This window comes from Streptomyces sp. NPDC111606 (assembly GCF_055656945.1).
The window spans coordinates 61,355-85,881 of record NZ_JBVKBY010000008.1; the positions used below are offsets into that span (position 1 = coordinate 61,355).

32 protein-coding genes are annotated in these 24,527 nt (G+C 72.4%); 15 read left to right on the forward strand and 17 right to left on the reverse strand.

Annotated elements, in window-relative coordinates:
- Positions 1 to 55: 55 nt before the first annotated feature.
- Together ACZ7M7_RS27065 and ACZ7M7_RS27070 are read right to left on the reverse strand one after the other, a co-directional pair.
- The gene (locus ACZ7M7_RS27065; RefSeq protein WP_472121701.1) at positions 56 to 700 is read right to left on the reverse strand and encodes a class F sortase; all 645 of its coding nucleotides are present in this window, start codon (positions 698 to 700) and stop codon (positions 56 to 58) included.
- Positions 697 to 1,107: a sortase-dependent protein gene (locus ACZ7M7_RS27070; protein ID WP_472120884.1), complete on the reverse strand. Its 411-nt coding sequence runs from the start codon at positions 1,105 to 1,107 to the stop codon at positions 697 to 699. The genes ACZ7M7_RS27065 and ACZ7M7_RS27070 overlap by 4 nt, the downstream gene beginning before the upstream one ends.
- 136 nt (positions 1,108 to 1,243) lie before the next feature.
- Here ACZ7M7_RS27070 and ACZ7M7_RS27075 point away from each other — a divergent pair, with 136 nt between their 5' ends.
- On the forward strand, positions 1,244 to 1,663 hold the full coding sequence (locus ACZ7M7_RS27075; RefSeq protein WP_472120887.1) for a DUF6153 family protein: 420 nt from the start codon (positions 1,244 to 1,246) through the stop codon (positions 1,661 to 1,663).
- 109 nt (positions 1,664 to 1,772) lie between these two features.
- Entirely contained in the window at positions 1,773 to 2,450 is a 678-nt protein-coding gene (locus ACZ7M7_RS27080; protein WP_472120892.1) for a DUF305 domain-containing protein, read from the forward strand.
- Between the two features lie 564 nt (positions 2,451 to 3,014).
- Here the strand turns inward: ACZ7M7_RS27080 and ACZ7M7_RS27085 are convergent.
- Positions 3,015 to 3,749 (reverse strand): response regulator transcription factor, encoded by a 735-nt coding sequence (locus ACZ7M7_RS27085; protein WP_383614019.1) that lies wholly within the window; start codon positions 3,747 to 3,749, stop codon positions 3,015 to 3,017.
- Between the two features lie 75 nt (positions 3,750 to 3,824).
- Positions 3,825 to 4,331: a MarR family winged helix-turn-helix transcriptional regulator gene (locus tag ACZ7M7_RS27090; protein ID WP_383628741.1), complete on the reverse strand. Its 507-nt coding sequence runs from the start codon at positions 4,329 to 4,331 to the stop codon at positions 3,825 to 3,827.
- A 575-nt stretch (positions 4,332 to 4,906) separates the two neighbouring features.
- Here ACZ7M7_RS27090 and ACZ7M7_RS27095 point away from each other — a divergent pair.
- The 3 genes from ACZ7M7_RS27095 (at position 4,907) to ACZ7M7_RS27105 (ending at position 6,095) form a co-directional block, all read left to right on the forward strand.
- Entirely contained in the window at positions 4,907 to 5,350 is a 444-nt protein-coding gene (locus ACZ7M7_RS27095) for a VOC family protein (RefSeq protein WP_472120898.1), read from the forward strand.
- Positions 5,351 to 5,427: 77 nt separating this feature from the next.
- Positions 5,428 to 5,796, forward strand: a complete 369-nt coding sequence (locus ACZ7M7_RS27100; protein ID WP_383614028.1) for a DUF6479 family protein — start codon at positions 5,428 to 5,430, stop codon at positions 5,794 to 5,796.
- 110 nt (positions 5,797 to 5,906) lie between these two features.
- Entirely contained in the window at positions 5,907 to 6,095 is a 189-nt protein-coding gene (locus tag ACZ7M7_RS27105) for a hypothetical protein (protein ID WP_472120906.1), read from the forward strand.
- Here ACZ7M7_RS27105 and ACZ7M7_RS27110 read toward each other — a convergent pair.
- Positions 6,055 to 6,633, reverse strand: coding sequence for a DUF7144 family membrane protein (locus tag ACZ7M7_RS27110; RefSeq protein ID WP_472120911.1), 579 nt, complete (start codon positions 6,631 to 6,633; stop codon positions 6,055 to 6,057). The two genes, ACZ7M7_RS27105 and ACZ7M7_RS27110, sit on opposite strands and share 41 nt — an antisense overlap.
- Before the next feature lie 181 nt (positions 6,634 to 6,814).
- Here ACZ7M7_RS27110 and ACZ7M7_RS27115 point away from each other — a divergent pair, with 181 nt between their 5' ends.
- Positions 6,815 to 7,276, forward strand: coding sequence for an FxLYD domain-containing protein (locus ACZ7M7_RS27115; protein ID WP_472120916.1), 462 nt, complete (start codon positions 6,815 to 6,817; stop codon positions 7,274 to 7,276).
- On the opposite strand, the gene ACZ7M7_RS27120 is transcribed toward ACZ7M7_RS27115, so the two are convergent.
- Positions 7,270 to 8,127 carry an Ig-like domain-containing protein gene (locus ACZ7M7_RS27120; RefSeq protein WP_472120918.1) on the reverse strand — a complete coding sequence of 286 codons (858 nt, stop codon included), beginning with the start codon at positions 8,125 to 8,127 and terminating at the stop codon, positions 7,270 to 7,272. The two genes, ACZ7M7_RS27115 and ACZ7M7_RS27120, sit on opposite strands and share 7 nt — an antisense overlap.
- A 144-nt stretch (positions 8,128 to 8,271) precedes the next feature.
- On the reverse strand, positions 8,272 to 8,556 hold the full coding sequence (locus ACZ7M7_RS27125; RefSeq protein WP_472120923.1) for a hypothetical protein: 285 nt from the start codon (positions 8,554 to 8,556) through the stop codon (positions 8,272 to 8,274).
- A 246-nt stretch (positions 8,557 to 8,802) separates the two neighbouring features.
- Here ACZ7M7_RS27125 and ACZ7M7_RS27130 point away from each other — a divergent pair, with 246 nt between their 5' ends.
- Positions 8,803 to 9,453: a DUF4142 domain-containing protein gene (locus ACZ7M7_RS27130; protein ID WP_472121704.1), complete on the forward strand. Its 651-nt coding sequence runs from the start codon at positions 8,803 to 8,805 to the stop codon at positions 9,451 to 9,453.
- A gap of 59 nt (positions 9,454 to 9,512) precedes the next feature.
- A complete protein-coding gene (locus ACZ7M7_RS27135; protein WP_383614045.1) occupies positions 9,513 to 9,851 on the forward strand; it encodes a nuclear transport factor 2 family protein in 339 nt (112 codons plus the stop codon).
- A gap of 74 nt (positions 9,852 to 9,925) precedes the next feature.
- Here the strand turns inward: ACZ7M7_RS27135 and ACZ7M7_RS27140 are convergent, their stop codons facing one another.
- The gene (locus ACZ7M7_RS27140; protein ID WP_472120929.1) at positions 9,926 to 10,900 is read right to left on the reverse strand and encodes a nucleoside hydrolase; all 975 of its coding nucleotides are present in this window, start codon (positions 10,898 to 10,900) and stop codon (positions 9,926 to 9,928) included.
- A 155-nt stretch (positions 10,901 to 11,055) separates the two neighbouring features.
- Positions 11,056 to 12,312: a threonine--tRNA ligase gene (gene thrS / locus ACZ7M7_RS27145; protein WP_472120933.1), complete on the reverse strand. Its 1,257-nt coding sequence runs from the start codon at positions 12,310 to 12,312 to the stop codon at positions 11,056 to 11,058.
- Between the two features lie 260 nt (positions 12,313 to 12,572).
- Between thrS and ACZ7M7_RS27150 the strand changes: the two genes are divergently transcribed.
- The 3 genes from ACZ7M7_RS27150 (at position 12,573) to ACZ7M7_RS27160 (ending at position 14,520) form a co-directional block, all read left to right on the forward strand.
- Positions 12,573 to 13,400: a helix-turn-helix domain-containing protein gene (locus ACZ7M7_RS27150; protein ID WP_472120938.1), complete on the forward strand. Its 828-nt coding sequence runs from the start codon at positions 12,573 to 12,575 to the stop codon at positions 13,398 to 13,400.
- Positions 13,381 to 13,629 (forward strand): DUF397 domain-containing protein, encoded by a 249-nt coding sequence (locus ACZ7M7_RS27155; protein ID WP_472120941.1) that lies wholly within the window; start codon positions 13,381 to 13,383, stop codon positions 13,627 to 13,629. Before ACZ7M7_RS27150 ends, ACZ7M7_RS27155 begins: the two co-directional genes overlap by 20 nt.
- 111 nt (positions 13,630 to 13,740) lie before the next feature.
- Entirely contained in the window at positions 13,741 to 14,520 is a 780-nt protein-coding gene (locus ACZ7M7_RS27160; protein WP_472120945.1) for a hypothetical protein, read from the forward strand.
- Positions 14,521 to 14,541: 21 nt separating this feature from the next.
- On the opposite strand, the gene ACZ7M7_RS27165 is transcribed toward ACZ7M7_RS27160, so the two are convergent.
- The 6 genes from ACZ7M7_RS27165 to ACZ7M7_RS27190 all read right to left on the reverse strand — a co-directional run bounded on the left by ACZ7M7_RS27165 (position 14,542) and on the right by ACZ7M7_RS27190 (position 19,537).
- Entirely contained in the window at positions 14,542 to 15,051 is a 510-nt protein-coding gene (locus ACZ7M7_RS27165; protein ID WP_472120949.1) for a MepB family protein, read from the reverse strand.
- A 47-nt stretch (positions 15,052 to 15,098) separates the two neighbouring features.
- Positions 15,099 to 15,383 carry a ribosomal protein L7/L12 gene (locus ACZ7M7_RS27170; protein ID WP_472120953.1) on the reverse strand — a complete coding sequence of 95 codons (285 nt, stop codon included), beginning with the start codon at positions 15,381 to 15,383 and terminating at the stop codon, positions 15,099 to 15,101.
- 9 nt (positions 15,384 to 15,392) lie between these two features.
- Positions 15,393 to 16,148, reverse strand: a complete 756-nt coding sequence (locus ACZ7M7_RS27175; protein WP_472120957.1) for a GAF and ANTAR domain-containing protein — start codon at positions 16,146 to 16,148, stop codon at positions 15,393 to 15,395.
- A 152-nt stretch (positions 16,149 to 16,300) separates the two neighbouring features.
- Positions 16,301 to 17,107, reverse strand: coding sequence for a TIGR03943 family putative permease subunit (locus ACZ7M7_RS27180; protein ID WP_472121707.1), 807 nt, complete (start codon positions 17,105 to 17,107; stop codon positions 16,301 to 16,303).
- Positions 17,104 to 18,117 carry a permease gene (locus ACZ7M7_RS27185; protein ID WP_472120962.1) on the reverse strand — a complete coding sequence of 338 codons (1,014 nt, stop codon included), beginning with the start codon at positions 18,115 to 18,117 and terminating at the stop codon, positions 17,104 to 17,106. Before ACZ7M7_RS27185 ends, ACZ7M7_RS27180 begins: the two co-directional genes overlap by 4 nt.
- 70 nt (positions 18,118 to 18,187) lie before the next feature.
- Positions 18,188 to 19,537 carry a helix-turn-helix domain-containing protein gene (locus tag ACZ7M7_RS27190; RefSeq protein ID WP_472120965.1) on the reverse strand — a complete coding sequence of 450 codons (1,350 nt, stop codon included), beginning with the start codon at positions 19,535 to 19,537 and terminating at the stop codon, positions 18,188 to 18,190.
- Between the two features lie 107 nt (positions 19,538 to 19,644).
- Between ACZ7M7_RS27190 and ACZ7M7_RS27195 the strand changes: the two genes are divergently transcribed.
- Together ACZ7M7_RS27195 and ACZ7M7_RS27200 are read left to right on the forward strand one after the other, a co-directional pair.
- Entirely contained in the window at positions 19,645 to 19,815 is a 171-nt protein-coding gene (locus ACZ7M7_RS27195) for a hypothetical protein (protein ID WP_383614076.1), read from the forward strand.
- A gap of 50 nt (positions 19,816 to 19,865) precedes the next feature.
- Positions 19,866 to 20,471 carry a phosphotransferase-like protein gene (locus ACZ7M7_RS27200; RefSeq protein ID WP_472120968.1) on the forward strand — a complete coding sequence of 202 codons (606 nt, stop codon included), beginning with the start codon at positions 19,866 to 19,868 and terminating at the stop codon, positions 20,469 to 20,471.
- Between the two features lie 53 nt (positions 20,472 to 20,524).
- Here ACZ7M7_RS27200 and ACZ7M7_RS27205 read toward each other — a convergent pair whose 3' ends face one another.
- Both ACZ7M7_RS27205 and ACZ7M7_RS27210 read right to left on the reverse strand, forming a co-directional pair.
- Positions 20,525 to 21,589, reverse strand: coding sequence for a hypothetical protein (locus ACZ7M7_RS27205; protein WP_472120971.1), 1,065 nt, complete (start codon positions 21,587 to 21,589; stop codon positions 20,525 to 20,527).
- A gap of 70 nt (positions 21,590 to 21,659) precedes the next feature.
- The gene (locus ACZ7M7_RS27210) at positions 21,660 to 22,850 is read right to left on the reverse strand and encodes a PP2C family protein-serine/threonine phosphatase (RefSeq protein ID WP_472120975.1); all 1,191 of its coding nucleotides are present in this window, start codon (positions 22,848 to 22,850) and stop codon (positions 21,660 to 21,662) included.
- Between the two features lie 156 nt (positions 22,851 to 23,006).
- On the opposite strand from ACZ7M7_RS27210, the gene ACZ7M7_RS27215 reads away from it, so the two are divergent.
- Entirely contained in the window at positions 23,007 to 23,462 is a 456-nt protein-coding gene (locus ACZ7M7_RS27215; protein WP_472120978.1) for a hypothetical protein, read from the forward strand.
- A gap of 100 nt (positions 23,463 to 23,562) precedes the next feature.
- The gene (locus ACZ7M7_RS27220; RefSeq protein ID WP_472120982.1) at positions 23,563 to 24,489 is read left to right on the forward strand and encodes a hypothetical protein; all 927 of its coding nucleotides are present in this window, start codon (positions 23,563 to 23,565) and stop codon (positions 24,487 to 24,489) included.
- Positions 24,490 to 24,527 lie beyond the last annotated feature (38 nt).

Below are 24,527 nucleotides of genomic sequence, written 5' to 3' on the forward strand. Positions count from 1 at the left end.
ACGTTCCGTCGGCCCGGCACCGGTTGCGTGCCGGTACTGCGGGAGCAGGGTGCGGTCAGGGGGACGTGGAGCGCAGCTCGGCGAAGACGATCACGTTGTCGCGGTACTCGTCGCCGGAGCGCGGTCCGCCGCACGTGATCAGCCGCAGCTCCGGGCGGTCCACGTCGCCGTAGACGTCGTCCGCCGGGAAGTCCGCCTTGGCGACCGTCCGTACGGAGCTCACGGCGAACTCCGCCGATGTGCCGTCCTTCCTGCGCGCCACGATCCGGTCCCCCCGGCGCAGCCGCGCCAGGTCCCGGAACACTCCGGCCCCGTAGGAGCCCACCGTGACATGGCCGAGGATGACGGACGGCCCGACCTGGCCCGGCGTCGGCGAGTGCCGGTACCAGCCGGCCCGGTCGTCGGCCGTGATCGGCGGCACCTCCATGGTGCCGTCCTGCGCCAGGCCCAGCCGGATGACGGGGGTGTCGACGTCGATCGCCGGGATGCGGAGCCGGACCGGGGGTGAACTGCTCAGTGTGTGCGTGGAGTTCGAGGACGCCGAGGAGGACCCGCCTTCCTGGCCCTCCTTGGAGGCGTCCGTGTCCCTCCTCCTCCGGGAGCCCGCGGTGGCGCCCTGCTCTGTGCCCTGGCCGCCGCATCCCACCAGCAGCGACGCCATCGCCGCCGTGGCGAACGCCCGCCTGGACAGCGGCATCAGGCCCCCGTGGTCCGGCGACGCCGTACGACGAAGGCGGTCGCGCCCCCGGCGAGGAGCACGGCGGCGGCGCCCCCGCCGATCATCCCGCCGCGTCCGCTGCCGGAGTCCGAGGAGGCCGGCGTCACGCCGGTGTCGGGCGCCCCGGACGGCCTGACGGAGACCTGGCCGCTGTCCCGGGTCGGCGCGGCCGACGGCTCGGGGGTGTCGTCGGCCGGGGGACGGGTCGGCTCGGCGGAGGACGAGGGACGGGTCGGCTCGGCGCTGGGGCTCGGGGCCTCCGTGGCGGGCGAGCCGGCCGTCGTGCTCGGGACCGGGGTCGGGGACGAGCTGTCGGCGAGCGCGGGGGCGGCGGTCGCGAACAGGGCCGCGCAGCTGAGTGCCATGGCGCTGAGGACGGTTCGGCGCATTGAGTCGCTCTCTTTCGTCGGCCCGGCCGGTACTGCCGTACCCGGCGGGCTGGGTGACGGGTCGAGCGAAGAGACGACGGGGCGGCGGAGCAGGTTGTAAAGAGATGGCAAAGTCGTCCGCCGCTACGATGGCGGCGTGACAGCCCGCGCACAGCAACACCGTGCGCTGCGGATCCCGTTGCCGGGACCGTGGCGCATGCTTCTGCTGCTCGGGCTCCTCGCGGGGCTGTTCGGGATGCACGCGCTCGGCCCCGCCGACGCCGTCTCGGCCTCCGCGCACCACGGGCACAGCGCTCCTGTCATGAGCGCCCATCTGACGCCCGTGACCGACGAGGCCGCATGCCACGGCGCCGACTCGGGCGGCGGGCACGCCCAGCACGCCGACCCGACCTGCGCGTCGAGTGCCGTCGGTGCGGGCCCCGTGCTGCCGGCCCCGGTGCCCGATCCGGCCGGCAGCGCCGTCGCGGCCGACCTCGACGGCCGTTCCGTTGCCGCCCTGCCCGAAGGCGGGCGGGCGCCTCCCTCTCTGGCCGAACTGCAGATCCTGCGGACCTAGGACAAGGCCGGGCCGTGCCCCTCACCCGCTGAGGGCGTACGGCGCTCAGCCATGCCCGTGCCGCGCCCCGAGGGCGCTGCAACTCACGTACACCGCAGGAGTTCTCAGCATGACCAGCACACGTACCGTGGTCCGTCGCGCCGCCCTGGCCGCGACGGCCGTCACCGCCGCACTCGTCCTCTCCGCCTGCGCCGGGGGCGACCACTCGGACACCGCCTCCGGCACGCACCCGTCGTCCTCGACGAGCGCCGACGCCACCGCCGGGGCCACCGCCGGGGCCACCGCCGGCGCGCACAACGCGCAGGACGTCTCCTTCGCGCAGGGCATGATCCCGCACCACCGGCAGGCGGTGGAGATGGCCGGGCTGGCCGCCGACCGCGCCTCCTCGGCCCGGGTCAAGGACCTCGCCGCACGCATCGAGAAGGCTCAGGACCCGGAGATCCGGACCATGTCGGGGTGGCTGAAGGCCTGGGGCGAGGACGTGCCGTCGGACGCGCCCGGCACGGACGGAATGGACCACTCCGGCGGACACGGCGGTGACTCCGGCATGGCCGGGATGATGGACCAAAAGGACATGGACCGGCTGGCGAAGTCCTCCGGCAAGGCCTTCGACTCCCTGTTCCTGACCATGATGGTCGAGCACCACGAGGGCGCGGTGGAGATGGCCGGGACCGAGAAGGCGAAGGGCAGGTACGCTCCCGCGACCGCCCTGGCCGACGACGTCGTCACCGCCCAGACGGCCGAGATCGAGGAGATGAACAAGCTGCTCGGCAAGAGCGCGGGCTGACGCTCCGACAGTCGGTCGGCCCGGGCCGCGTGACGCGGCCCGGGCCCACACCGCCCTGCGCCCTCCTTCACTGCAGGCCCGCGCTCCGCCGGTACGACTCCCCCGGCCCGGCCCGGCCCGTTCCACGATCGCGGCGCAGGCGGGGCGGGCCGCGCAGTCGGAGGCGGGGGCATCCGGCGTCAGCAAAGTGTCGTGCCTGAACTCGAGGTTCTTGGGGTCACCGCAGTCCGGTGCGGGCGGCCGGCCTCCCGGGTAGGACCGGCGGGGCAGCCAGTCGGGGACGGTGTCGTCCCGGAAGTTGCCGTGGAAACGGACGTTCTGGACAGGGCGGCTGCCCCAGTCCTCGCTGCACCCGCCGATCGATGCGCGGTAACTGTGGACGGCGTTGTCCCGCACGGTGATCCATTTGCTGCTGTCGTCGGTGTCGCCGGACGTGTCCATGGTCGAGCGGGGACAGCCCGGCCCGCGTCGGCCGATCGTCGCTCGGAGTGCATCTTTGGTAGCTGTTCCGGACACCGATGTACGCGCCAGGAGTCCGGGCACCGCGGCCGTCCGGCCGGGGCTTCAGCAGGCGGCCCCGAGCCAGTACCCGAAGCCCCGGCGCGTGTGGATCAGGGCCGGTTCGCCCGGATCGCCGTCCACCTTGCGGCGCAGCCGGGAGACGAGCTTCTCGATCGCCTCGTTGGCCCGGAAGTCCCCCCAGACATGACGGCTGATCTGCTCCTTCGACAGCACGCACCCGGCGTTGACGAGCAGATGGCGCAGCAGGCGGTACTCGGCGGGCGTGAGGTCGAGGGAGCGGGGGCCGCGGCGGGCCCGGCAGGCGGCGTCGTCCAGGACCAGATCGCCGTAGCGGGGCAGCACCGCCTGCCGTTCGGGTCGCCGTCTGCGCAGCAGGACGTCGACCCGGGCGAGGACCTCGGCGATGCGCAGGGGCTTGGTGACGTAGTCCTTCTCGCCCGGCCCGAGTTCGGGGACGAGGCGGTGCAGCGAGTCGCAGGTGGTGAGGAAGAGCAGCGGGGGGTGGGGCGGGCGGGCGGCGGCGTGGGGGGTGCGGGGCGGGTGTGTGAGGTGGGAGAGGAGTACGGCGTCCCACACCGCCAGGTCGAAGGGGTGCTCCGCCAGCCGGACCAGGCCCTCGGCGCCGGTGCCCGCGGTGCCGACCCGGTAACCCGCCAACTCCAGGGTGGTGCTGAGCAGTTCGCTGTCCCCCGGATCGTCGGCGACGACCAGGACCCGCTGTCCGGCCCCACGGGGCGGGGAGGGTTTCTCCAGCAGGTTCGAGAGGTTCGCGGTCATGGCGACACCCTTCGTGTGGGGCCGGGTGGGGGGTGCGCGGGTTGCACGGGCTGCGCTGCGCGCCGGAACGGATCATCAGGCCCTGGGGCCGAGGTCGGCCGGCACCTCGGCGCGGGTGACGAAGTCGTCGACCAGGCGATGGAAGAGCTCGGCCAGCTGCCGCAGGTCCTCGTCGGACCAGTCGGCCAGCGCCAGGCGCATGCCGGCACGGGCCGCCTCCCGGATGCGGTCCACTGCCGCCCTGCCCGCGTCGGTGAGCTCGACGCGCTGGGCCCGCCGGTCGTGCGGGTCGGCGGTGCGGATCACATAGCCGGCCCGCTCCAGCTGGTGCACCTGGCGCGTGACATGGGACGCCTCGACCGCCAGCAGCCCCGCCAGCACGCCGGGCCGCATCGGCGCGGACTCGGCGAGGCGGCGCAGGATCGCCACGGCGGCCCGGTCCAGCGTCAGGCCCGCCATGGCCATCAGGTACTCGTGCTGTCTCGCCCGGCCCGCCAGGTAGGTGACGCGGGTGAGGCACTTCTCGATCTCCACGATCTCGGCCGGGCCGGGCGACGCTGCTGCGGATGTCGATGCGGGCATGGCCCCACCGTACCGCAAATGATTGCTTGACTTAAGTAACTCGCTCATGCTTGCCTAAGTCAAGTAATGAGCCGGCAGCCGACGAGCTGCAGAGCTCGGGGCCGCCTTGAGCGGAGGACGGCCCCGACGCGCCGACTCCGTGGGGACGGGGACGGCGCGGCCACCGGCCCGGCGGCGGAATCGGATCCCCCATCCGCCGCCGGGTCCGGACACACCACACCCGCGGCACCCGCCACATCTGCCGTCGTGAGCGGGCCCCCCGACTCACTCACCGCACCTGTGTCCAAACCCCTGATGGAGGCTCCGCCATGCCCCACGCCGTCGACCGACCCGCCGACAAGGGAGGGAAGTCCGCCCCGCCGAAGCCGAACGCCGTCGTGGCGGTGCGGTGCCGAGGCCGATCGGGGATCACAGGCCCCGGGAGCAGGGCTCCCGCAGACCCACGGCCCCCGTCCGCAGACCGCCCTGACCATCTGCAGGGCCGGTGCCGACGTCGGCCGGGAATCACCGACCCAAGGCCCAGGGTTCAGGTGTCAGAACCAGTCGAAGAGCCGCTCGTCGAGTAGGAGCCGAACATGTCCGACGCACCCGCCGCCGACACCCAGGCCGAACCCCCCGTACTCGAGCTGCGTCTGGTGGTCACGGCGGAGGACTACGACGAGGCGTTGCGGTTCTACCGGGATGTGCTCGGGCTCCCCGAGCGCGGCGCGTTCACCTCGCCCGGTGGCCGGGTCACGATCCTTGACGCCGGGCGGGCGACGCTGGAGCTGACGGATCCGAAGCACGCGGAGTTCATCGACGAGGTCGAGGTCGGTCGGCGGGTGGCCGGGCACGTCCGGGTCGCCTTCCAGGTGGCCGACTCGACGGCGACCACGGCCAGGCTGGCGGACGCCGGGGCCGAGGTTCTCGCGGAGCCCACCCGTACGCCCTGGAACTCTCTCAACTCCCGCCTCGAAGCGCCCGGCGCCCTCCAACTGACCCTCTTCACCGAGCTGGAGGACACCACGGAACGCGCGTAGACACGCGTGGACACAGGGTCCTGGGGTTCCTCGGCGCCACAAGGAGCTTATTCGTCCGTTTCGGTGATAATTGGGGCATGAGTACGACGACGTTTGTACTAGCGGCCACGTCGAGCGAAGTACTCAACGTGCTCGCCGCCTTGGTGGGTGGCCTGTTCATCGCCGGCGCCCTGGTCTGGGCCGTGCAGTTCGGCATGCGGGTCCGTGATCGAGAGCTGCCGCGGCCCAAGGCCGACGAGCAGCCCCATCTTCCCGACACCGGTCCCGTCCATGAGGAACGGGAGCTCAGGGAACCCGACGAAGTGCCGCACGCGGAGGGCAGGGAACGGCTTCTGCCGCACGAGCTGCACCACGCGGGCAGCAGGCGCAGCACGGACCAGCACCGCAAGCGCTGGCTGCCGGGGAAGAGCGGTTCCTTCGGCGGCGGCGGCATCGGGCACGGCTGAGGCACGGCTGAGCCCCGGAAATCCGGGCGACGCGAGCGGCCGCGCGATGCCACCCTGTCCGGACCGTAGGCGTGCGACACGTGTGCGGTCCGGACGGGGGGCGTGGCGGATTGAGCAGACGACGTTATGTGGCCAGGGGTGTCCCCGGCGGTTACCGCATCTGGGACAACCACGGCCGCCGTTTCTGGGGCGACCTCTACGAGCTGTGCCCCGACGACCTGCTGACCGAGCTGAACGGCCGCAGGGACCCGGCCAGGGTCAGCGCACTCCTGAGGCGTTACCGCGCGCTGAAGCGTTAGCGCGCGTCGAAGCGTCGGCGCGCGGGACGTCCGGCGCCGTGGCGAGGGCGAGGATCACGAAGAAGTCGATGCCCACCATGATCACCGACCAGACGGGCGTGTACGGCAGGAACAGGAAGTGGGCGACCATGCTGAGGGACGCCAGGAAGATGCCGGTGATCCGGGCCCACCAGGCTCCCTTGAGGATGCCGTAGCCGACGCAGGCGGCCACGATGCCGATGCCGAACAGGACCCAGCCCCACGCGGTGAGGTTGATCTTGTAGACGTAGTCGCCGACGCTGCCGTAGACGTCGTCCTCGGCGATCGCGGAGATCCCCTGGAGGATCGCCAGCAGCCCGTTGACCAGCATCAGCACACCGGCGAAGACGAGCGCGCCGGTCGCCCAGCCGGTGTCGGAGGGGGCGGGCGGGCCGGGGCGGTAGCCGCCGGCGTCGGGTGCGGAGGAGCCCCAGGTGGTCTGGGTGCCGGGCGAACCCGGGGTACCGGCGGGACTGTGTGCCGCGTCCGTCGCATGCGACTGCGGCTGCTGCTGGCTCATGGCTGCCGTACCCCACTTCTCGCTGTACCCGTGGTCGGGTGCTGCGGTCGGTTCGACGATCGACCGGCCGGGGGGCGGCCACCACGGGGGAAGGACCGATCGGGTGACGCCCGGAGTGCGGACGGCGGCGTACGGAACTTCACTGAAGGAACCCGGACCGAACCGACCCGCTGGAGGCGCCATGCCCGGTCACCGAACGCGGTGGACGACCACCGCGATCCTCACGACGACCGCCGCCGTGGTCGCCGCCCTCACCCTGACCTCCTGCGGCGACGAGGACACGCCCTCCTCGGTGGCCAGTCAGGCGGCGTCGGCCTTCGCCTCGGCGACCGCAGAGGCGGGGCAACAGCTCGACGAGATCAAGGGCGGCGTCAACGCCAAGCGCGCGATCCGGCTGGGCGATCCGGCGACCGACTCGGACGGCCGTACGACCGTGGAGGTCACGGCGGAGAACACGACCGACTCGACGAAGTCCTTCGGCGTACAGGTCAACTTCCGCGACGAGGACGGCAATCTGCTGGACGCGAACGTGCTGACCGTGTCGGACGTGGCCGCGGGCAAGACAGGCAAGGGAACCGTCCGCAGCACGCGTGAACTGGCCGGGGACATCCGGGCGGAGGTGGCCCGGGCCGTGCGCTACTGACCTGTGCCACCGGCGTTGCGCGCGGCGCCGGGCGCCAGCCGTCCGCCTTCGCTGTCCGTCACCGTGTCCGGCCGCGCGGTGGCCGGCTCCGTCACGAGGATCTGGATCTGCTCGCTCGCCGCGCTGACCCCGTTGAACGTGGCCGTCGCCTGGATGCGGCCCGCGCCCGGCGCGAGGGCGAGGCTCGGCACGCAGGACCAGGTGCCGTCGGGCGCGGCGGTCGTCGCGCAGACCTCCTCCTCCAGCGCGTCGCGCACCGTGACCTGGGCGCCCGGGTAGGCCGTCCCCGACATCTCCGGCAACGCGCTCAGCGGCACGCCCGACTGGGGGCGGGACAGGGTCGGCGCGGGCAGCCCGACCGTCACGGCACACGTGCCCTTCTCCTTCACGGCTCCCTCGGCGTCCTTCAGGACCAGGGCGCAGTCGGGCAGACGGGTGCCGGGCTCGGCGTCCGCGGGGACCGACAGGACGAAGGGGAACGTACGGCCCTTCCAGGCCGCCGATGCCGACTCCCCGGCGACCGGGCCGGCCGCCCCCTCGAAGGTGTACGTCCCACTGCTCCCGCCCAGGGTCACCGCCCCTCGGTACCCGCCCGCGGCGAACGGCGTGTCCGTCACCCTCGCCTGCGCGGGCGCCGACAGAGTCAGCACCGAGCCCGCGCCCAGCGGCGCCCCCTCGTACCCGCCGACCCGGACGATGCCTTCCCGCCCGGGCTCGATGGTCGCGGACGCCCACAGGTCACCGCCGCCCGATCCTGACGCCCCGTCAGCGCCGTACGCCATTCCGGCCGCAGTCACCGCGCCGGCCACGGCGAGACAACCGAGGACCGTTGCCCTCCTGAATCTGCTCATCGTCGGCGGAGCTCCTCACACGTGCGTCGGCAACACCACTGCCTGCGATTGTCGTGGCCCGTCCGCGCGGACGACGCGCGCTGTTCGGCCGTACGGACCAGGAGCGCGGTCCGCACCACCCGTCCGGGCGCCGGGAAGCCGACGTCAGTCCTGCGCCGCCGGCTTCGGATGGCGGGCCGTCGACTTCACGTCCGCCTCGACCTCGCTGCGGGCGATGCCCTGTTCCGCCGCGTGCTCGGTGACCGCGGTCTGGACGGTGCGGGCGAGGTCGCGCCAGGTGCGCCAGGCGGCTGCGTAGGTGTCGGTCCGGAGCTCGGTCCACGGGGTGTGGGCGGGCGGGCCGTACTCGTCCCGTAGGTCCTCCACCCTGGAGTGCGCCTGGTCCGCCTCCCGTTGCATGGCGACCAGTTCGTCGAAGGTGTGTGCCACGCGTCCGGATCCTGGGGCAGCCGGGCCGGGCGATCCGATGCGCCACGCGCGCGGCCGGTGCCTCTCACCCGTACGGCGCCCGCCGGGCCCGGGCAAAGACGCGCTCAAGGTCGCTTTACGGAGCCGATGCCAAGCCAAAAGGCTTCCCGCACCGGGGATTTCAGTACGTCCGTATGACAGCCGACCACCCCCGTCCAGCAGGAGGCCCGGGTGCGCATCACACGGAAGGCGACGGGAGCTCTCTTCGTGGGCGGGGCCCTGGGCGTGACCCTGGCCGCGCTCGCCTACCCCGCCATGCTCGGCTTCGGCACCGTCGCCGCGGCGCAGGACAGGGTCGTCGCCGAGACGCCGGCCGGGCCGCTGACGGAGGCCGACCGGGACTTCGTGGTCAAGGTGCGGGCGGCCGGGCTGTGGGAGTACCCGGTGGGGAGGATGGCCCTGCAGAAGGGCACGACCGGGGCGGTGCGCACGGCCGGGCAGCACCTGGTCTCGGGGCACGCGGCACTCGACGCGAGCTGCCGCAGGATCGCCGCGCGGCTGAACATCACGCTGCCCAACCGGCCCAGCCCGCAGCAGCAGGGCTTCGTAGCGACGCTCGACGCGGACACCGGCCGGCAGTTCGACAGCGACATGGCCACCATCCTGCGCACCACCCACGGCCAGATCTTCGGCACGATCGCCAAGATCCGGGCCACGACCGAGAACACGCTGGTCCGGCAGCTCGCCGAGCAGGCCAACGACACCGTCCTGGACCACATCACGGTCATGGAGCAGACCGGGCTGGTCGACTTCGGTCAGGTCCTGTTCCAGGAGACGACCCCACCGAAGCTCCCGTCCGAGGACCTGACCCCGCCCCCTCCTGCGGCGGGCGAACCGCAGGTGACCCTGAAGCCCTGAGAACCCGTGGATACGGTGGGTGACGGGGGAGGACCGTCCCCCACGGCCGAGGAGCCCGCATGAGCAGCACACCGACGGACATCGTCAGGGCGGCATTCCGCCACTATCTGGCACAGGACCGCGAAGCCGCCCTCCCCCTCTACGCCGACGACTTCACCTTCACCAGCCCGCATGACGACCACATCGACAAGGCCGCCTTCTTCGAGCGGTGCTTCCCGACCGCCGACCGGTTTGAGGAACAGCAACTCCTGCACGTCACCCCCGCCGACGGCGAACTCGTCTTCGCCTACTACGAGTACGAGCTCACAGCGGGCGGCCGCTACCGCAACGTCGAGGCGATCAGTGTCCGGGACGGGCTGATCAGGGAGGTGCTGGTGTTCTTCGGCGGCGCGGTGTGAAGGGCGGGTACTGCCCGCCGACACCCTGACGGCCGTACGCGACACGGATGGCGCCAGTGCGGTCCTCAGATGCGTCAGAGACGCTCGACCGCCGTCAGGTACAGCTTCACGAAGCGGTCCACGTCCACGTCCAGGGCCACGTCCACCAACGGCTGTTCGCGCAGGCCGGTGTGGATCTCGGCCTCACCCGGCCGGGGCCGGCGGTCGACGATCGTCTGGCCGCGCGTCGGACCGGGGCCGAGGGACACCTCGACGGGCAGCAGGCGGGTGGCGATGCCCGCCGGGTCCACGACCGCGCACACCGCGCCCGCGTCGCCGATGCCGCCCGCCTCGGAGTCGGCGGCGACATCGGGCGTGGCCGGGCGGTGGGACAGCAGGTCGCCCGCGAGACGGGTACCGGGCTCCGCGCTCTCCCGCAGCCGCCGTACGTCCGCGCCGGGCACCACGACCCGCTGGAAGACGTCCAGCCCGTACATGGTGATCGGCACTCCGGCGGTGAGCAGGATCGCCGCCGCCTCCGGGTCGTGCCACACGTTGAACTCCGCGACCGGCGTGGCGTTTCCGCAGGCCACCGCGCCGCCCATGAAGACGATCCGCTCGATGTTGCGGGTCACCTCCGGGTGCGTACGCAGCAGCAGGGCGATGTTGGTTAGGGGCGCGGTCGGGACGAGCGTGACCGGGCTCGGGGACGCCAGGATCTCGCGGCGCAGCAGCGTCACCGCGTCCACGTCGGCCGGGGCGCGGGTCGGGGCGGGCAGGCCGATGTCACCCATGCCGTCCTCGCCGTGCACGTGCCGCGCCGAGCGCGCGGCCTCGATCAGCGGCCGTCCGGCGCCCCGGGCGACGGGGATGTCGGGGGCGCCGGCCTGCTCCAGCACGGTGAGGGTGTTGCGGACGACGCCGTCCACATCCGTGTTCCCGGCCACGCAGGTGACCGCGCGCAGGTCGATACCCGGGTGGCGTACGGCGAACAGCAGCGCGAGGGCGTCGTCGACGCCGGTGTCACAGTCGATGATCACCGGGATGGGCGGACCGTCGGCGTTCGTCACGGCGGGGTTCCTCTCACGGGTGCGGTGGCGGGTCACCGGAACCGACCTTACGGTGTTGATCAGGTGGAGTGCGCGTCGTATGGCGCCGCCGTACGGGCTTCGTGCGCGCGGCGTCATACGGCGTCTTCATCACCCGTCGCAGGCGTCATCGGGCCTCATCGGCCGTCCCACAGCTCGGTGCCGCGGGCCGCCGCGCGGGCGGCGATCCGGGTGACGAGCTCCGCGGCCGGTACGGCCCCCGGCTTACGCCCGTCCCGCAGCCGTACGGCCACCAGCTCCCCGTCCGCCGCCTCCCGCTCCCCGATGACCGCCTGGTACGGCACGAGCCGTGCCGCCCGGATACGGGCACCCAGGGTGCCGTGTTCGGGACCTGCGAGCTCGGCGCGCAGGCCCCGGTCGAGGGCGCGGTGCAGCAGCCTCTCCGCCTGTTCGGTCTGGTCGTCCGACACCGGGAGGATCACCAGCTGCACAGGGGCGAGCCAGACGGGGAAGGCGCCGCCGTGCTGCTCGATGAGGTGGGCGACGGCTCTTTCGACGCTGCCGATGATGCTGCGGTGAACCATGACCGGGCGGTGCCTGGCGCCGTCGGGGCCGATGTAGTGCAGGTCGAAGCGTTCGGGCTGGTGGAAGTCGATCTGGACGGTGGAGAGGGTCGATTCCCGTCCGGCCGGGTCGGCGATCTGGACGTCGATCTTGGGACCGTAGAACGCGGCCTCGCCCTCCGCGGCCTCGTACGGGATGCCGGAGGCGTCCAGCACCTCGCGGAGCAGCGCGGTGGCTCGCCGCCACAGCTCGGGGTCGGCGACGTACTTGCCGCCGCCCGCGCCCCCGCCCTCGGACGGGAGGGAGAGGCGGTGGCGGACGGCTCCGATCCCCAGGTCGGCGTAAGCGCGGGCGATGAGTTCGAGGGCGGCTCGGGCCTCGTCGACTGCCTGGTCGAGGGTGCAGAAGATGTGGGCGTCGTTGAGGTGGATCGCCCGCACGCGGGTGAGGCCGCCGAGGACGCCGGACAGCTCGGCGCGGTACATGTCGCCCAACTCGGCCATCCGAAAGGGCAGTTCGCGGTAGCTGTGGGAGCGGGAGCGGTAGATCAGGGCGTGGTGCGGGCACAGGCTCGGGCGCAGGACGAGCTGCTCGGCGAGGCTGCCGCTGCCGCCGCCGAGGTCCATCGGCGGAAACATGTCCTCGCTGTAGTGGTCCCAGTGCCCGGAGATCTCGTAGAGCTCGCGCTTGCCGAGGACGGGGGAGTGGACGTGCCGGTAGCCGGCCTCGCGTTCCACTTCCCGGATGTACTCCTCCAGTACGTGCCGGAGGGTGGCGCCGTCGGGCAGCCAGTACGGCAGGCCTGCGCCCATCAGGGGGTCGGTGTCGAAAAGGTCCAGTTCGCGGCCGAGGCGGCGGTGGTCGTGCATGGCTGCTCCTCCGGGTGAGGGGACGAGCGCCCACGACAAAGCCCCGGGGCACTCGCCCCGGGGCTTGGATCTTCGCTCAGCTTTCAGCGCGGCGCCGGGACGGGGTCCGGCGTCGTCGTCAGAGACGGGTTGGCGCGCTGCATGGGGCGACCGTAACAGCGGGCGGGTGGGGGTGTCGCGGTCATTTTCACGATTCACGTCACCTATGCGAAGTTGCGTGATTACGCTCAGCTACAGACCGACCCTGGGGGTGGTACGCCTTGGTTCACATCCGCCAACTCGATCCCACGGCATCTCCGTTGGACTACTTCGGCTTCGAGCTGAGGAGGAAACGGGAGGAGGCGGGGCTGACGCTGAAGCAGTTGGGTTCGGTGCTGTTCTGCACGGGCTCACTGATCGGCCAGATCGAGACGACGCTGAAGGTGCCGACGCGGGATTTCGCCGAGCGGCTGGATGCGGCGCTGGTGACGGACGGGATGTTCTCGCGGTTGGTGGGGCTGGTGCTGCGGAGCCAGTTGCCGACGTGGTTTCAGCCGTACGCCGACTTGGAGGCGAAGGCGACGTATATCTCTACGTATCAGTGCCAGCTGGTATACGGGTTGCTGCAGACGAAGAACTACGCCCGGGCCGTGATGGAGGTGGACCACACCGACACGCTCGACGAGATGGTGGCGGCACGGATAGAACGGCAACGCATCCTGGAGCGCGAACAGCCGCCCTCGCTGTGGGTAGTTCTGGACGAGGCGGCGCTGTATCGGGAGATCGGCGGCCGGGACGTCATGCGCGAGCAACTCGCCCACCTGTTGAGCTTCCAGGACAACCAGTCGGTGCACTTCCAAGTGCTGCCGTTCTCGGTCGGACAGCACTCCGGAGTGATGGGCTCCTTCAATCTCCTGCGCTTCGACGATCACCCCGACCTGTTCTACAGCGAGAGCTACGACCAGGGGCACATGACGGCCAATCCTGCTGTGATCAGGGGGCGTTCAGTCGGTTACGCTCGCCTTCAGGCCGAGGCTCTCTCGCCGAAGAAATCAGCGGCACTGATCGCGCGCGTGATGGAGGAACGCTATGGAGCTGAAGTGGCGTAAGTCGTCCTACAGCGGCACCAACGGCGGCGATTGCGTCGAGTGCGCCCCGCTCGGCCAAGTCGCCTGGCGCAAGTCCTCGTACAGCGGAAGCTCGGGCGGCGACTGCGTCGAGGTAGCCCACCCCGCCCCCTGCATAGCCGTCCGCGACTCCAAGCTCCCCGAGGCCGGCACGCTCACCCTCTCGCCGGAGGCGTACGGCGCCTTCATCGGGTACGTCCAGACGCAGTAGGACCCGCATACTCCCGTCACCCGGACGGACCGGCGCACTGGTGGCCGTACTCCTGGGGTGGTGCCTTAAGAGCACGTACTGATCTTGAGGCACCAGCCCAGGAGGCCCGCGATGCCCCGTCCCCCGGCCCGAGCCGTCATCGCCGCGACGCTCTTGGCAGCCACCCTGCTGACCGTGCCCGCATGCGACTCCATCGCCGGCCTGGGCAGGCCCGTCTCGGCCCCCCGCGGCCACGCCTCCGCCGCGAGCCCCACCCCGCCGGCGACCCCCGCGGCCGCCCCCACCCTGACCGAGGCGCAGGCCCGGGCCGCGCTGATCAGCGAGGCCGACCTCGGTGAGAGCTGGGTGGCCACGCAGGGCTTCGCCACCTGGCGGGAGGCCATGCTGAAGGCGGAGACCGAGTCGGCCGACTGCCGACGGCTCCTGGACGCCCTGTATGCCGAGGAGCTCTTCGGCCCGGACGCCCGTACACGCGCGTCGGTCGGACTGGATGACGCCTGGGACGAGGCGCAGCTGCGCTACCAGGTCGTGGCCCATCGGCCCGCGGACCTGGACCGGACGCTGGCGTGGCTGGGCCGCCTCCCGGACCGGTGCGGCGAGTTCACAGCTACCGCGCAGGGCGGGGAGATGGCCGTCGAAGTGAGTGCGGCCGAGATGCCGGAGGTCGGGGACGCCCGGCAGGGGCTGCGGGTCCTCCTGCGCGCCGTCTCCGAGTACGACGACGCACCCACGCTCACGCTGCACGTCGCCGCCATCCGCGTGGGCGACGACGCGATCGCCATCACCAACGGCGGCCTCGGCGAAGTACCGGCCGACGCCACCTGGACGGCGATCGAGACGGGCACCCAACGACTGACGGAGGTCAGGAAGCGGGGCCGGGCGGAGATCTAGGACGGTCGTCCCGGCGCTGTCCTACGGGTGGTAGAGCTTCCGGGCGCGAGCGGAGTCGACGGGCCCGTCCTGGTCCAGGTGCAGGAAGTGGTCCAGCTGCCATCGCTGAGTGCCGGTCGCCTGGCGGTTGGTGGTGGTCACCCACGGCGGGTACACGCGGAAGGCCCGCTTCCCACCGGAACCGTCCACCGACACGACACCGCGCCGGCGGAGCACTTCCATGGGAAAGACGAACTGGCCGAAGCGCTCACCGTCACGGCAGCTGATGACGAAGAGGTCGACGGGGTCCGTGACGTCGAAGGGCTGGATGGGCCCGCCCGGGGACCGCTTCCACACGGTGACGAACTGACCGACCTTGGTGGGGGTCGTCCTGGCCGCGCGGAACCGGACGGAAAGGCCGTCCAAGGTGAATGCGTGGGCGGCGTACTCGGCACTCTCGGGTTCGGGAACCGGCTGCGAGCAGGCGAATCCGCAAGGGTCGTAGACGAGCTCTGCCGCCGCCGCGAGATCGCTGTGTGCCGGGGTGGTCATGCGTCCACCCTGTCACAGGGGCCGGACGGTCAGACGGTCCGGAACGTCTAGGACGTCTGCCCCATGCGCTCCACCGCCTCCTTGGCCTCCACCAGTCCCACCCCCGTGATCTCCCGGTACTCCTTGATCGCCTTGATCTTCTTGTCCTCCCGCAGCAGCGCCACGACCTTCGCCATCCGGGGATCGTCGTCACGCAGCCCCAAGTGGTCGAGAATCAGGTCGAGTTTGCGCTCGACCCGGGCAACTCGCCGGTCGGCACGGGAGATCCGGCTCTCGACGCTGACGAAGCCGACGATCGCGACCAGAGCGATGAAGTAACCCACTATTTCCATGGTCGGCGATCATAGGGGGCCTCGGTCCCGGTCGAACCGCAACCGGTGGTCGACCACATCCCGGGCCACATCCATCGCCGTACGCCCGTGTGCGAACGCGTGCGCCCGCAGCCGTGCCAGCGCCTCGCCCGTGCCGACGCCCAGCTGGGCCATGATCATGCCGGTGGCCTGGTAGATCTGGTCCTGGTCGGCGGCGAGGCCGCTCAGCCATCGCTCGTCGCCGGGGTCGCCCGCCTCCTCGGCGCGCGGCAGCGCCATCAGCGCCACGGTCATCATTCCGGCCACCACCCGCGCCGTGCGCAGGTCCCGGTCGGTCAGATCGCCGGGCGTATCGCAATAGAGGTCCAGCGTGCCCACGCACACCGTGTCGTTGCCGAGCGGCATCGAGTACACCGCCCGCACCCCGGCGGCCGTGGCCTGTTGGGCGAAGACCGGCCAGCGCAGGACGTCCCGGCCCGCCGTCAGGTCGCGCGCGAGCACGGCCGTACCGCTCTCCACGGCTGACTGACAGGGCCCGTCGCCCAAGGTGGCCTGGATCTCGGTCACATAGGCGGCCTGCGGACTGCTCGCGCCCAGTTGTACGGGCATACCGTCGCTGTGCAGCGACACGCTCGCGCAGGTCACGGGCAGCAGCTCGACGGCGACATCGCACAGCCGCGCCGGGATCTCGCCGGGTCCCGCCCCGCGCACGCTCTCGGCGAGCGCGTCGGCGGCACCGGTCCGCTTCCGCCCTGCCTCACCACGGTGATCGTCTCTTGGCCGCACGGCAGCCTCCTCACCTTGCGCGGCCTGCGTGGTCCAAGGCTCCGCGGCCGCCCCACCGCCCGCCCCGGACGACGCCCGACTACCCCTGGCCCGTACGGCGAAACCCCGCCGGCACCCCAGGGGTGCGGGGCCGTACCGGTACCGCGGAGCGCTCAGCGCCTCTCGTACGGGTTCGCGGGCTGCGCGACCCGCCGCACCGACGCGGCGTCCAGGACCGGCGGCCACGCTCCGTCCGTGCCGAGCTCGCCCCTGGGGTGCCAGGTGCCGGTGACGGTGACCCAGGCGTCGGCGGGCGGGGCGTCCGCGCCCCGGATCTCGGCCTTGCCGGTGGTGGCGTCGGCGGCGCAGCAGGAGACGAGGAGGCGAGTGACGTACCAGGTGCCGTCGTCGTCCCGGGTGACGAACCCGGTCAACCGGACCGTACGGCCCGTCAGGGACCGTCCGCTGTCGTAGATCGCCCGGGAGCTGAACTCCGCGAGCGTCAGCGCCACCGGATCCCCGGCCGGCAGCGCGGGAAAGGCCCCGACCCCTTGCGCGGCCCGCTGCGCCGCCTCGCGTCCGGCGCTGTAGGAGCCGAGGGCGGGGGGCGGGAAGAGGAGGAGGGCGAGGGCGGGGAGGGCGAGGAGCCAGGCGACGCGGGGGCTATGGTGACCGCCGTGCTGATCGTGGGCGTGGGAATCGTCGCCGGACTCGTCGTGCTCGCCGTGCTCGCCGTGCTGATCGCAGCCGGAGTGTTCGCCGTGCTCTGCGTGCTCGCCCTGCTCGGCGTGCGGTTCTTGTTCCGGTCGCCGGACAACCGCCGCGGCCACCGCCAGCAGCACCAGCAGGAATCCGGACACCACAAGGTATGGCCGTAGTCCTGCCTGCACGTACCGCAGATACAGCTCGCCGAACAGCGAGATCCGCAGGACCGCCGCGCCCGTTACGAGCAGCAGCACCGCCGGCCCGTACCGCCTCACAGCAGCCACCACCCCACCAGCGCGCTGCTCGCCACGGCCGCCACCCACGTCACGGACGAGAACCGCAGGGCGAAGGACCGGCCGAACGTCCCCGCCTGCAGGGCGATCAGCTTCAGGTCGACCATCGGGCCGACCACCATGAACGCCAGTCGCGCGGTCGGCGAGAAGCCGCTCAGCGACGCGGCGACGAACGCGTCCGCCTCGCTGCACACGCACAGGACGACCGCCAGCAGTGCCAGGAGCAGCACCGACAGCCAGGGCGAGCCGGTGAAGGGGTCCAGTACCGAGCGCGGCACCGCGATGTTGAAGGTCGCCGCGGCCGCCGCGCCGAGGACGAGGAAGCCGCCCGCGTGCAGGAAGTCGTGCTGGAGGCCGGCGGTGAAGGCACGCAGGCCGGTGGCGGCCGGGTCGGCGTGCCGCCTCGGCGGGCGCAGCCACTCCTCGCGGCCGAACCGGGCCCACAGCCAGCCCATCACCACCGCCGTGGCCAGGGAGGCGGCCAGCCGGGCGAGGACCATCCGCGGCTGCCCGGGAAAGGCGACGGACGTGGCCACCAGGACGACCGGGTTGACCGCGGGAGCGGAGAGGAGGAAGGCGAGGGCGGCCGAGGGGGCGACCCCGCGCCGCATCAGGCTCCCGGCCACCGGCACGGACGCGCACTCGCACCCGGGCAGGACGACACCGGCCGCCCCGGCGATCGGTACCGCGAGCGCCTGGTTGCGGGGCAGCAGGCGACTGAGGACCCGCTCCGGCACGAACGCCCCGATCGCCGCCGAGACGACCGTGCCGAGCAGCAGGAAGGGCACGCCCTGCACCGCGATCGCCGTGAAGACGGTCCACCAGGCGGCGACGGGCGGGGTGTAGAGGTCGAGGGCGAGCGTGGGGCCGAGGACGGCGGCGACCGTGGCGATGGCGATGAGCGCGGCGCCGCCGACGACGGCGTACACGAGCGCGCGTACGACGAGCCGCAGCCCGTCGGCCGTCGTCCGCGCGGTCCGCTGGTTGTCCACGTGCCTGTCCCCACCTGTCCGGATGTCCCGGGCAGCCAACCGGGACGACCTGTGGGGCGGCTTGGGTTCCTTACAGAGGGGGCTGTGCGGGTGCGGGTCCGAGGGTCGTGGTGCCGGGGGCCGTACGGTGGCCGAGTCCCGTCCGGTACGCGTCCAGCGCCGCCTCCACCCTGCCGGTACGGCGGAGCAGGTCGCCGAGCAGCCGGCACAGGTCGGCCAGGTCACCGGCCGCACCGGCGCGCTCCAGCAGGCTCAGGGCGCGGACGTAGTGCTCCTCGGCGGCCTCGGTGTCGCGGGCGTCCTCGGCGATGATGCCGAGGAGGCGGTGGGCGGCGGCGGAGTGCAGGGCGCCGCGTTCGGGGCTGAGGTCGCTGAGCACGTCGTGCAGGAGGGCGGCGGCCTCGTCGGACTTGCCGCGGCGGTGCAGTACGTCGGCGAGTTCGACGGCGACCTGGCTGGTGTAGAGGGCGGCGCGCTTGGCGGTGAGCATGGTCTGGGCCTCGCGCAGTTCGGCCTCGGCGCGTGCGAGGTCGCCGTTCTGGGCGTAGACGTAGCCGCGCATCCAGTGGCAGTTGGCGAGTTCGGTGCGGATCTGGAGCTGGCGGTACAGCTCGGCGGCCTTGGCGAGGGAGGCGTCGGCCTCGGCGACCCGGCCCTCGGCGAGCAGGGTGCGGGCGACGGACCGGTGCATACGGGCGACCAGGGCGGGGTCCGCGGCCTGCGGGGCGAGGGCGAGGGCGTACTCGGCGGCCTGGGCGGCGCGGGCGTGGGCGCCCATGTCCATGTAGGGGCCGATGACGCTGGCGTAGAGCAGCAGGAGGGCGTCGGGGTCGTGCAGGCCGCCGCGGTTGAGCTCGTCGAGGGTGGATTCGATGAGGTAGACGGCGTAGCGCAGCTCACCGGCGAGGTAGTGCGACACGGCCCGGCCGCGCAGCGCGGGCACCCGGGCGGGCAGTGGCGCGTCGGCGTCCGCGAGGACCTGCTCGGCGCGCTCGAAGTACCGCCGGGCGGAGTCGATTTCCCCGACGTCGATGTCGCACTCGCCGAGCCCGAGCAGCGCCGCCGCCCGCTCCTCGGGGAACCCGTGCGCGTCCGCCTCCGCGAGCAGCGCGGCGTACTGCTCGGCCGCGGCCTCGGCGTCGCCGGTGGCGAGGGCGCGCTGGGCCTCGGTCAGCCGCATCCGCAGGGCGGTGACGAGGTGCGCGGGCCGTCCGGTGGCGAGCTCCTCGAAGGCGACGCCGAGCCGGTCGGCGATATGCCTCAGCGCCTCGTCGGAGGCGCGGACCCGCCCGGCCTCCAGGGTGGAGATGTACGCGGGGGTGTACGCCGGCTCCGCCAACTGTCGCTGCGTCAGCCCACGATCGGCCCGCAACTGCTGCACTCTTCGCCCGATCGTCCCCGGATCATCACGGTCAGACACGCTCAACGCCCCCAACTCCCCCTGTGCCCCTTGCCGTTCGACTCCGACAGCCCATAGGTTAAACCGCGTATTAAACGTGGTTAACACCTGGCTGTTGCGAGGTCGCCGTGCAGGAACGCACCAGCATCACCGAGCGCTACACCCGTGGTCTCGCCGCGGCGGTCATCGCCGTGGCGACCCTGATCCTGGCAGCCAACACGGGCCCCGCCCGAGCCGCAGAACCGACCCGGACAGAGCAACCGACCCAGCATGTCATCCGGGTGTCACCCACGCCGTAGATCTCACGGAGCAACCACCCCACAACCACGGCTCGCACGGGGAACCCACCTTGCCGACGCACGTCCATGACCACGCCGACCCCCACGCCCGCATACCCGGGACCGCGACCCCGGGAAAGGTCGTCCTACTCAACGGAACCTCCAGCTCCGGCAAGAGCAGCATCGCCCGCGCGCTCCTCGACGTCCTCGACGGCACCTGGTTCCACCTGCCGGTGGACGCCTTCCACGCGATGCGCGGCGGCAGCCCCCTCGCCGACGAGGACCTCCAGACCGAAATCGACCGCACCGCCAAGGGCTTCCACCGCGCGGTCGCCGGTATGGCCGCGGGCGGCAACAACCTCGTCGTCGACTACCCGCTCAGCCGCCGCTGGCGGTTGCTGGACCTCCTCGATCTGCTCGTGCCCGAGGACACGGTCCTGATCGGGGTCCGCTGCCCGCTGCCGGAACTGGAACGCCGCGAGCGCGAACGCGGCGACCGCCAACCGGGCCTCGCCGCCCTGCAGTTCGCCCAGGTCCACTCCCACGGCCCGCACGACCTCGACGTCCACACCGACGTCCTGACCCCGGCCGAATGCGCCCTCCACATCCGCGACTTCCTGCCGAACCGAGCTCGCCCGACCGCGTTCGAGGAACTCCGGCGCGCATTGCGGGAGTAGAGCGGCAGATCAGCGGTGCAGACCCTCTTCGGGCGGCTGGACGTACGTCGCCTTCACCCGCTGACCTGCAGCTGCCGCAGCTGTCGATGGACGTTCTCCAGGGCGCCGCGGCGGCGCCCCGGTACCCGGCTTCTCAACTCCACGAGGACGGGGCCCAGTTCGCGGGCGAGGGACGTGTCGTGGATCTGTCCCCACTGGTGGTGGGCGCGGTCCACCGCGGCCTCCACCGCGGGCGCGTCCGGGGCCTGTCCGGCGGAGAGCCGGGAGGAGGCGACCGTCAGCCAGGTGCGGCAGCTGCGCACCGGGTCCCCGGCCAGCATCGCCAGGTCCGCGCGGACCTCGCCCCAGTGCAGGGCCTCCTCGGAGGCGTGGCCATGGGTGTGGACGGCGGTCTGCTCGTGCCGGGCGGCCAGCGCGTCGGCGTCGCCGTGCCGGCCCGCCTGGACGGCGCCGGTGATGGCGGCGTGCGGGTCGCTCGGCACAGGGCCCTGCGCGGTCAGCACGATGTCGATGCCGACCCCGCCCTCGGGCGCGATCCGCTGCAACGCCAACTGGTGCAACTGGTCGAGAGGCGGGCGGTGTCCGCTGCGCAGCAGCGTCGCGACCGCCTTCATGTACGCCGGGCCGGCCAGGGTCCGCCGGTTCGGCGGCGGCGCGATCCGGCCGTAGACGGCATGGTCGCGGCCCGAGTCGAGGGGGTTCGCGAGCAGCCACTGCCAGGTCTCGCGATCGGCGTGCAGATCGAGGACCAGCGAGGTGGAACCCGGTGCGCGCAGGCGCAGTTCCTCGCGGATCCAGTGCCAGGGGAAGCCGTTGTAGCGGACCGTCGAGGGCGTGGACCGGGCCAGCGCCAGGTGGGGCAGATGCTGGCGGCGGTCCAGTTGCAGCTGGCCGGCGACGAAGACGGTGAGCGGGCCGGGGGCGACCGCCGCGGCACGCAGGCGGGTGAGGACGGCCTGCGGCTCCAGGGGGTCGGCCAGTTCGACGACGTTGGCGGTGTCCGTGCCGGACAGCACCGCGGGCGGGACCGCCGCGAGAATCGGGAGCACGGAGGCGGCGTCCACCAGAGAGCCCCTGCCCGCCGGTGAGGCGGCGAGCAACAGCACTGTTCCGGGCATCGGTCCCTCCCCATCCCCCGTCGATCACGTACGGCAGCACCGTAACCGCTGCGGCTGCAAAGAGGGGATCTCAGGGCTGCAAACGTCCATTTCCGTCCCCATTCCCCGCACCTGCCGTCCGCCGTACCGCGAACACCGTCGTGTCGTCGGACAGATGCCCTCTGCAGTGCCGCAGCGTGCTCTCCCGCACGAAGTCGACCAGGCGCCGGGGCTGCGCGATGTCGGGGTCGGCGGCGACGGCCTTGGCGACCTCGATGTCGAGCGGGAAGAAGACGCCGTCGCCGTCCCGCGCCTCGGTCACGCCGTCCGTGGTCAGCAGCAGCGTCTCGCCGGGCCGCAGGGGCACCCGGTGCATGGGCGGCGGACCGTCGGCGGGGGCCAGTCCGCCGTAGCCGAGGGGCAGGGCGTGGCCGGGCGGCAGCGGCTCCACGCCGTCGGGGCCGACGACGAGCGGACAGTCGTGGCCGAGGACGACGGCCTCGATGGTGTCCGGCTGTTCCTCGGGAAAGCCGATCAGGACGGCGGTGGCGAACCGGTCTCCCTCCTCCTTGCCCAGAGCCGCGCGCAGGCGGATGTGCCGCAGCAGACGCTCCTCCAGCAGTACGGCGACCCTCGCCAGGTCCGGCTCGTGGTAGGCGCTCTCACGGAAGGTGCCGAGCAGTGCGGCCGCCGCCTCCACGGCGCCCAGCCCCTTGCCCTGGACGTCGCCCAGGATGACGCGGGTGCCGTGCAGGCCGATCTGGATGTCGTAGAAGTCTCCGCCGACCCGTGCCTCGCTGTCGGCGGCGAGATAGACGGCCGCGTGCTCCAGACCGCCCCAGCCCGGCGGCAGCGGGCGCAGCACGGTACGGCGGACGGTGGCGACGACGTCCTGTATGTGCAGCATGCGCCGCTCACCGCGCACCCGGACCACGCAGGCCAGCGTGGCGAGGACGCCGCCGATGCCGGCGAGGACGAGGTCGGGCAGCCCGGCCTGGTACTCGTGCGGCAGGGCCGCGTCGGCTGCGAGGTAGGTGGCGGGTGCGAGCACCGCGAAGACGGCCGTACCCCACACCCCGCAGATCGCGGCGGCGATACCGGGCACCAGCACGATCCAGGACAGAATCCGGAAGTCGCTGCTGGTCCTGAAGTCGACGGCCACGATGGCGACGAGCAACACCAGCGGCGGCACCCAGGCAACGCTGCGACCGCGCACGCTCAGCAGCCCCGACCGGCGCGCGTCGCCCCGCGGGCCGGCTTCACCGTCGCTTACGGCCCTCATGGGCTTCAGCGAAACACGGCGTTCGACGCGCCGCATCCGGGTACCCGGGCCCCGCCCTCGAACGCCGGAAGGGCGGGATCGGCACCGCCGACTTGCCACCCGACCGCCCCAGGTGTGCTCTGGATGGCGGGGGCGTGGAGAGAGAGGAGTGCTCTCATGGCTCATGCGGCACCCGTGCCCCGACGGGCCCGGCGGGTGGGTACGACCGGATTGAGCGGTCTGCCCGATGTGTTCAGCGCGCGGACGCACCGCATCGCGAGTGTGGCCGTGCCGGTCGTCCTCGGGCTGGTCTACGGCTACTGGGCCGCGGCCAACCGGCGCTCCGGCGGGGAGATCACCGGCTGGAACCTGCTCTTCGGCTTCGTCACCGCGGCCGCGTTCATGGTGCTGTACGTCGCCGTGCGCTGGGTCGCCTCGCAGGTGATCCGGGAGCTGCACGCGGTCCTGTGGGCCGTCTTCGCGGGCGGCACGTTCGGGTTCCTGTACAGCCAGGGCGGCAACTCGGTCCTGAGGTCCTCGGTCATGGGGCTCGCGATCGGCGCGGCCTTCTTCGTCGTGCTGTTCTACCGCTACTACACGCACGAGGACGCCCAGGGACACCGCCTCCGATGAGCCACCCGTTCGGGTGAACGGTGCACGGGAGAGCGGAACAGTGCCGCCGTATGCAGGCACCTGTCTGGCGCCCCGTCCTCGGTGACCTTTGCCTGAGAGGGTGTCCACCCGTCTGCGGAACGCCCTGTCGGCAGCGCTGATCGCCCTGTCGTGCCTCCTCGTGCCGTTCGGCGCGCTGGCGGCGTGGGTGTCGTACGCGCTGGTCGACACGGGCCGGTACGTGACCGCGATGGCGCCGCTGGCCCACGATCCGGCGGTGCAGGGCGCGGTCGCGGACACCGTCGGGGCCGGGATCATGGACGCGGTCGGCGACAGACTGGACACGTCCCCCGTATCCCCGGTGTCGCCCGAGAGCGGAACGGTGCGCCCCTTCGTGCAGGACGCGGTGCGCTCCTTCACCCGGACCGAGGCTTTCCGCACGGCGTGGGAGGCGGGCAACAGAGCCGTCCACGACGCGGTGCTCAGCGCCCTCCAGGACGGACGACACGGCACGGTCACCGTCGACCTCGGCCCGGTCACCGCCCAGGTCAAACACCGGCTCACCGAGGACCGCATCCCGTTCGCGCACCACATCCCGGTCGAGCACACCGACGTCCCCGTGCTCCCGGCCCACGAGCTGGACCGGCTCAGGAAGGGGTACGACGTGCTCGAGGTCGCCGGGTTCTGGCTGCCCGTCTCGGCCGCCGCGCTCGCCGCGACCGGCATCGCCGTCGCCGCCTGCCGCCGCCGCGCGGTCACGGCGACCGCGCTGGGCACGGCACTCGGCGGCTCGCTGCTGCTCCTCACGCTGGTGATCGGCCGCAGGCTCACGCTGGCCGGCCTGGCCGAGGCGGCCCACCGCCCGGCCGCGGGCGCGGTCTACGACGCCCTGACCCAGACCCTGCGCACGGTGTCCTGGCTGCTCATCACCCTCGGTCTGGCCGTGGCCCTCGTCTGCCGCCTCACGGACCTGCTCGCACGACGCCGCCGAGCGTCCGCAACGCCCGCCGCAGATCCGGCTCAGGAACCGACGCGAGCCCGAGCCTGACCGCGTCGGGCGACCCCGCACACCTCCTCACCCACGAC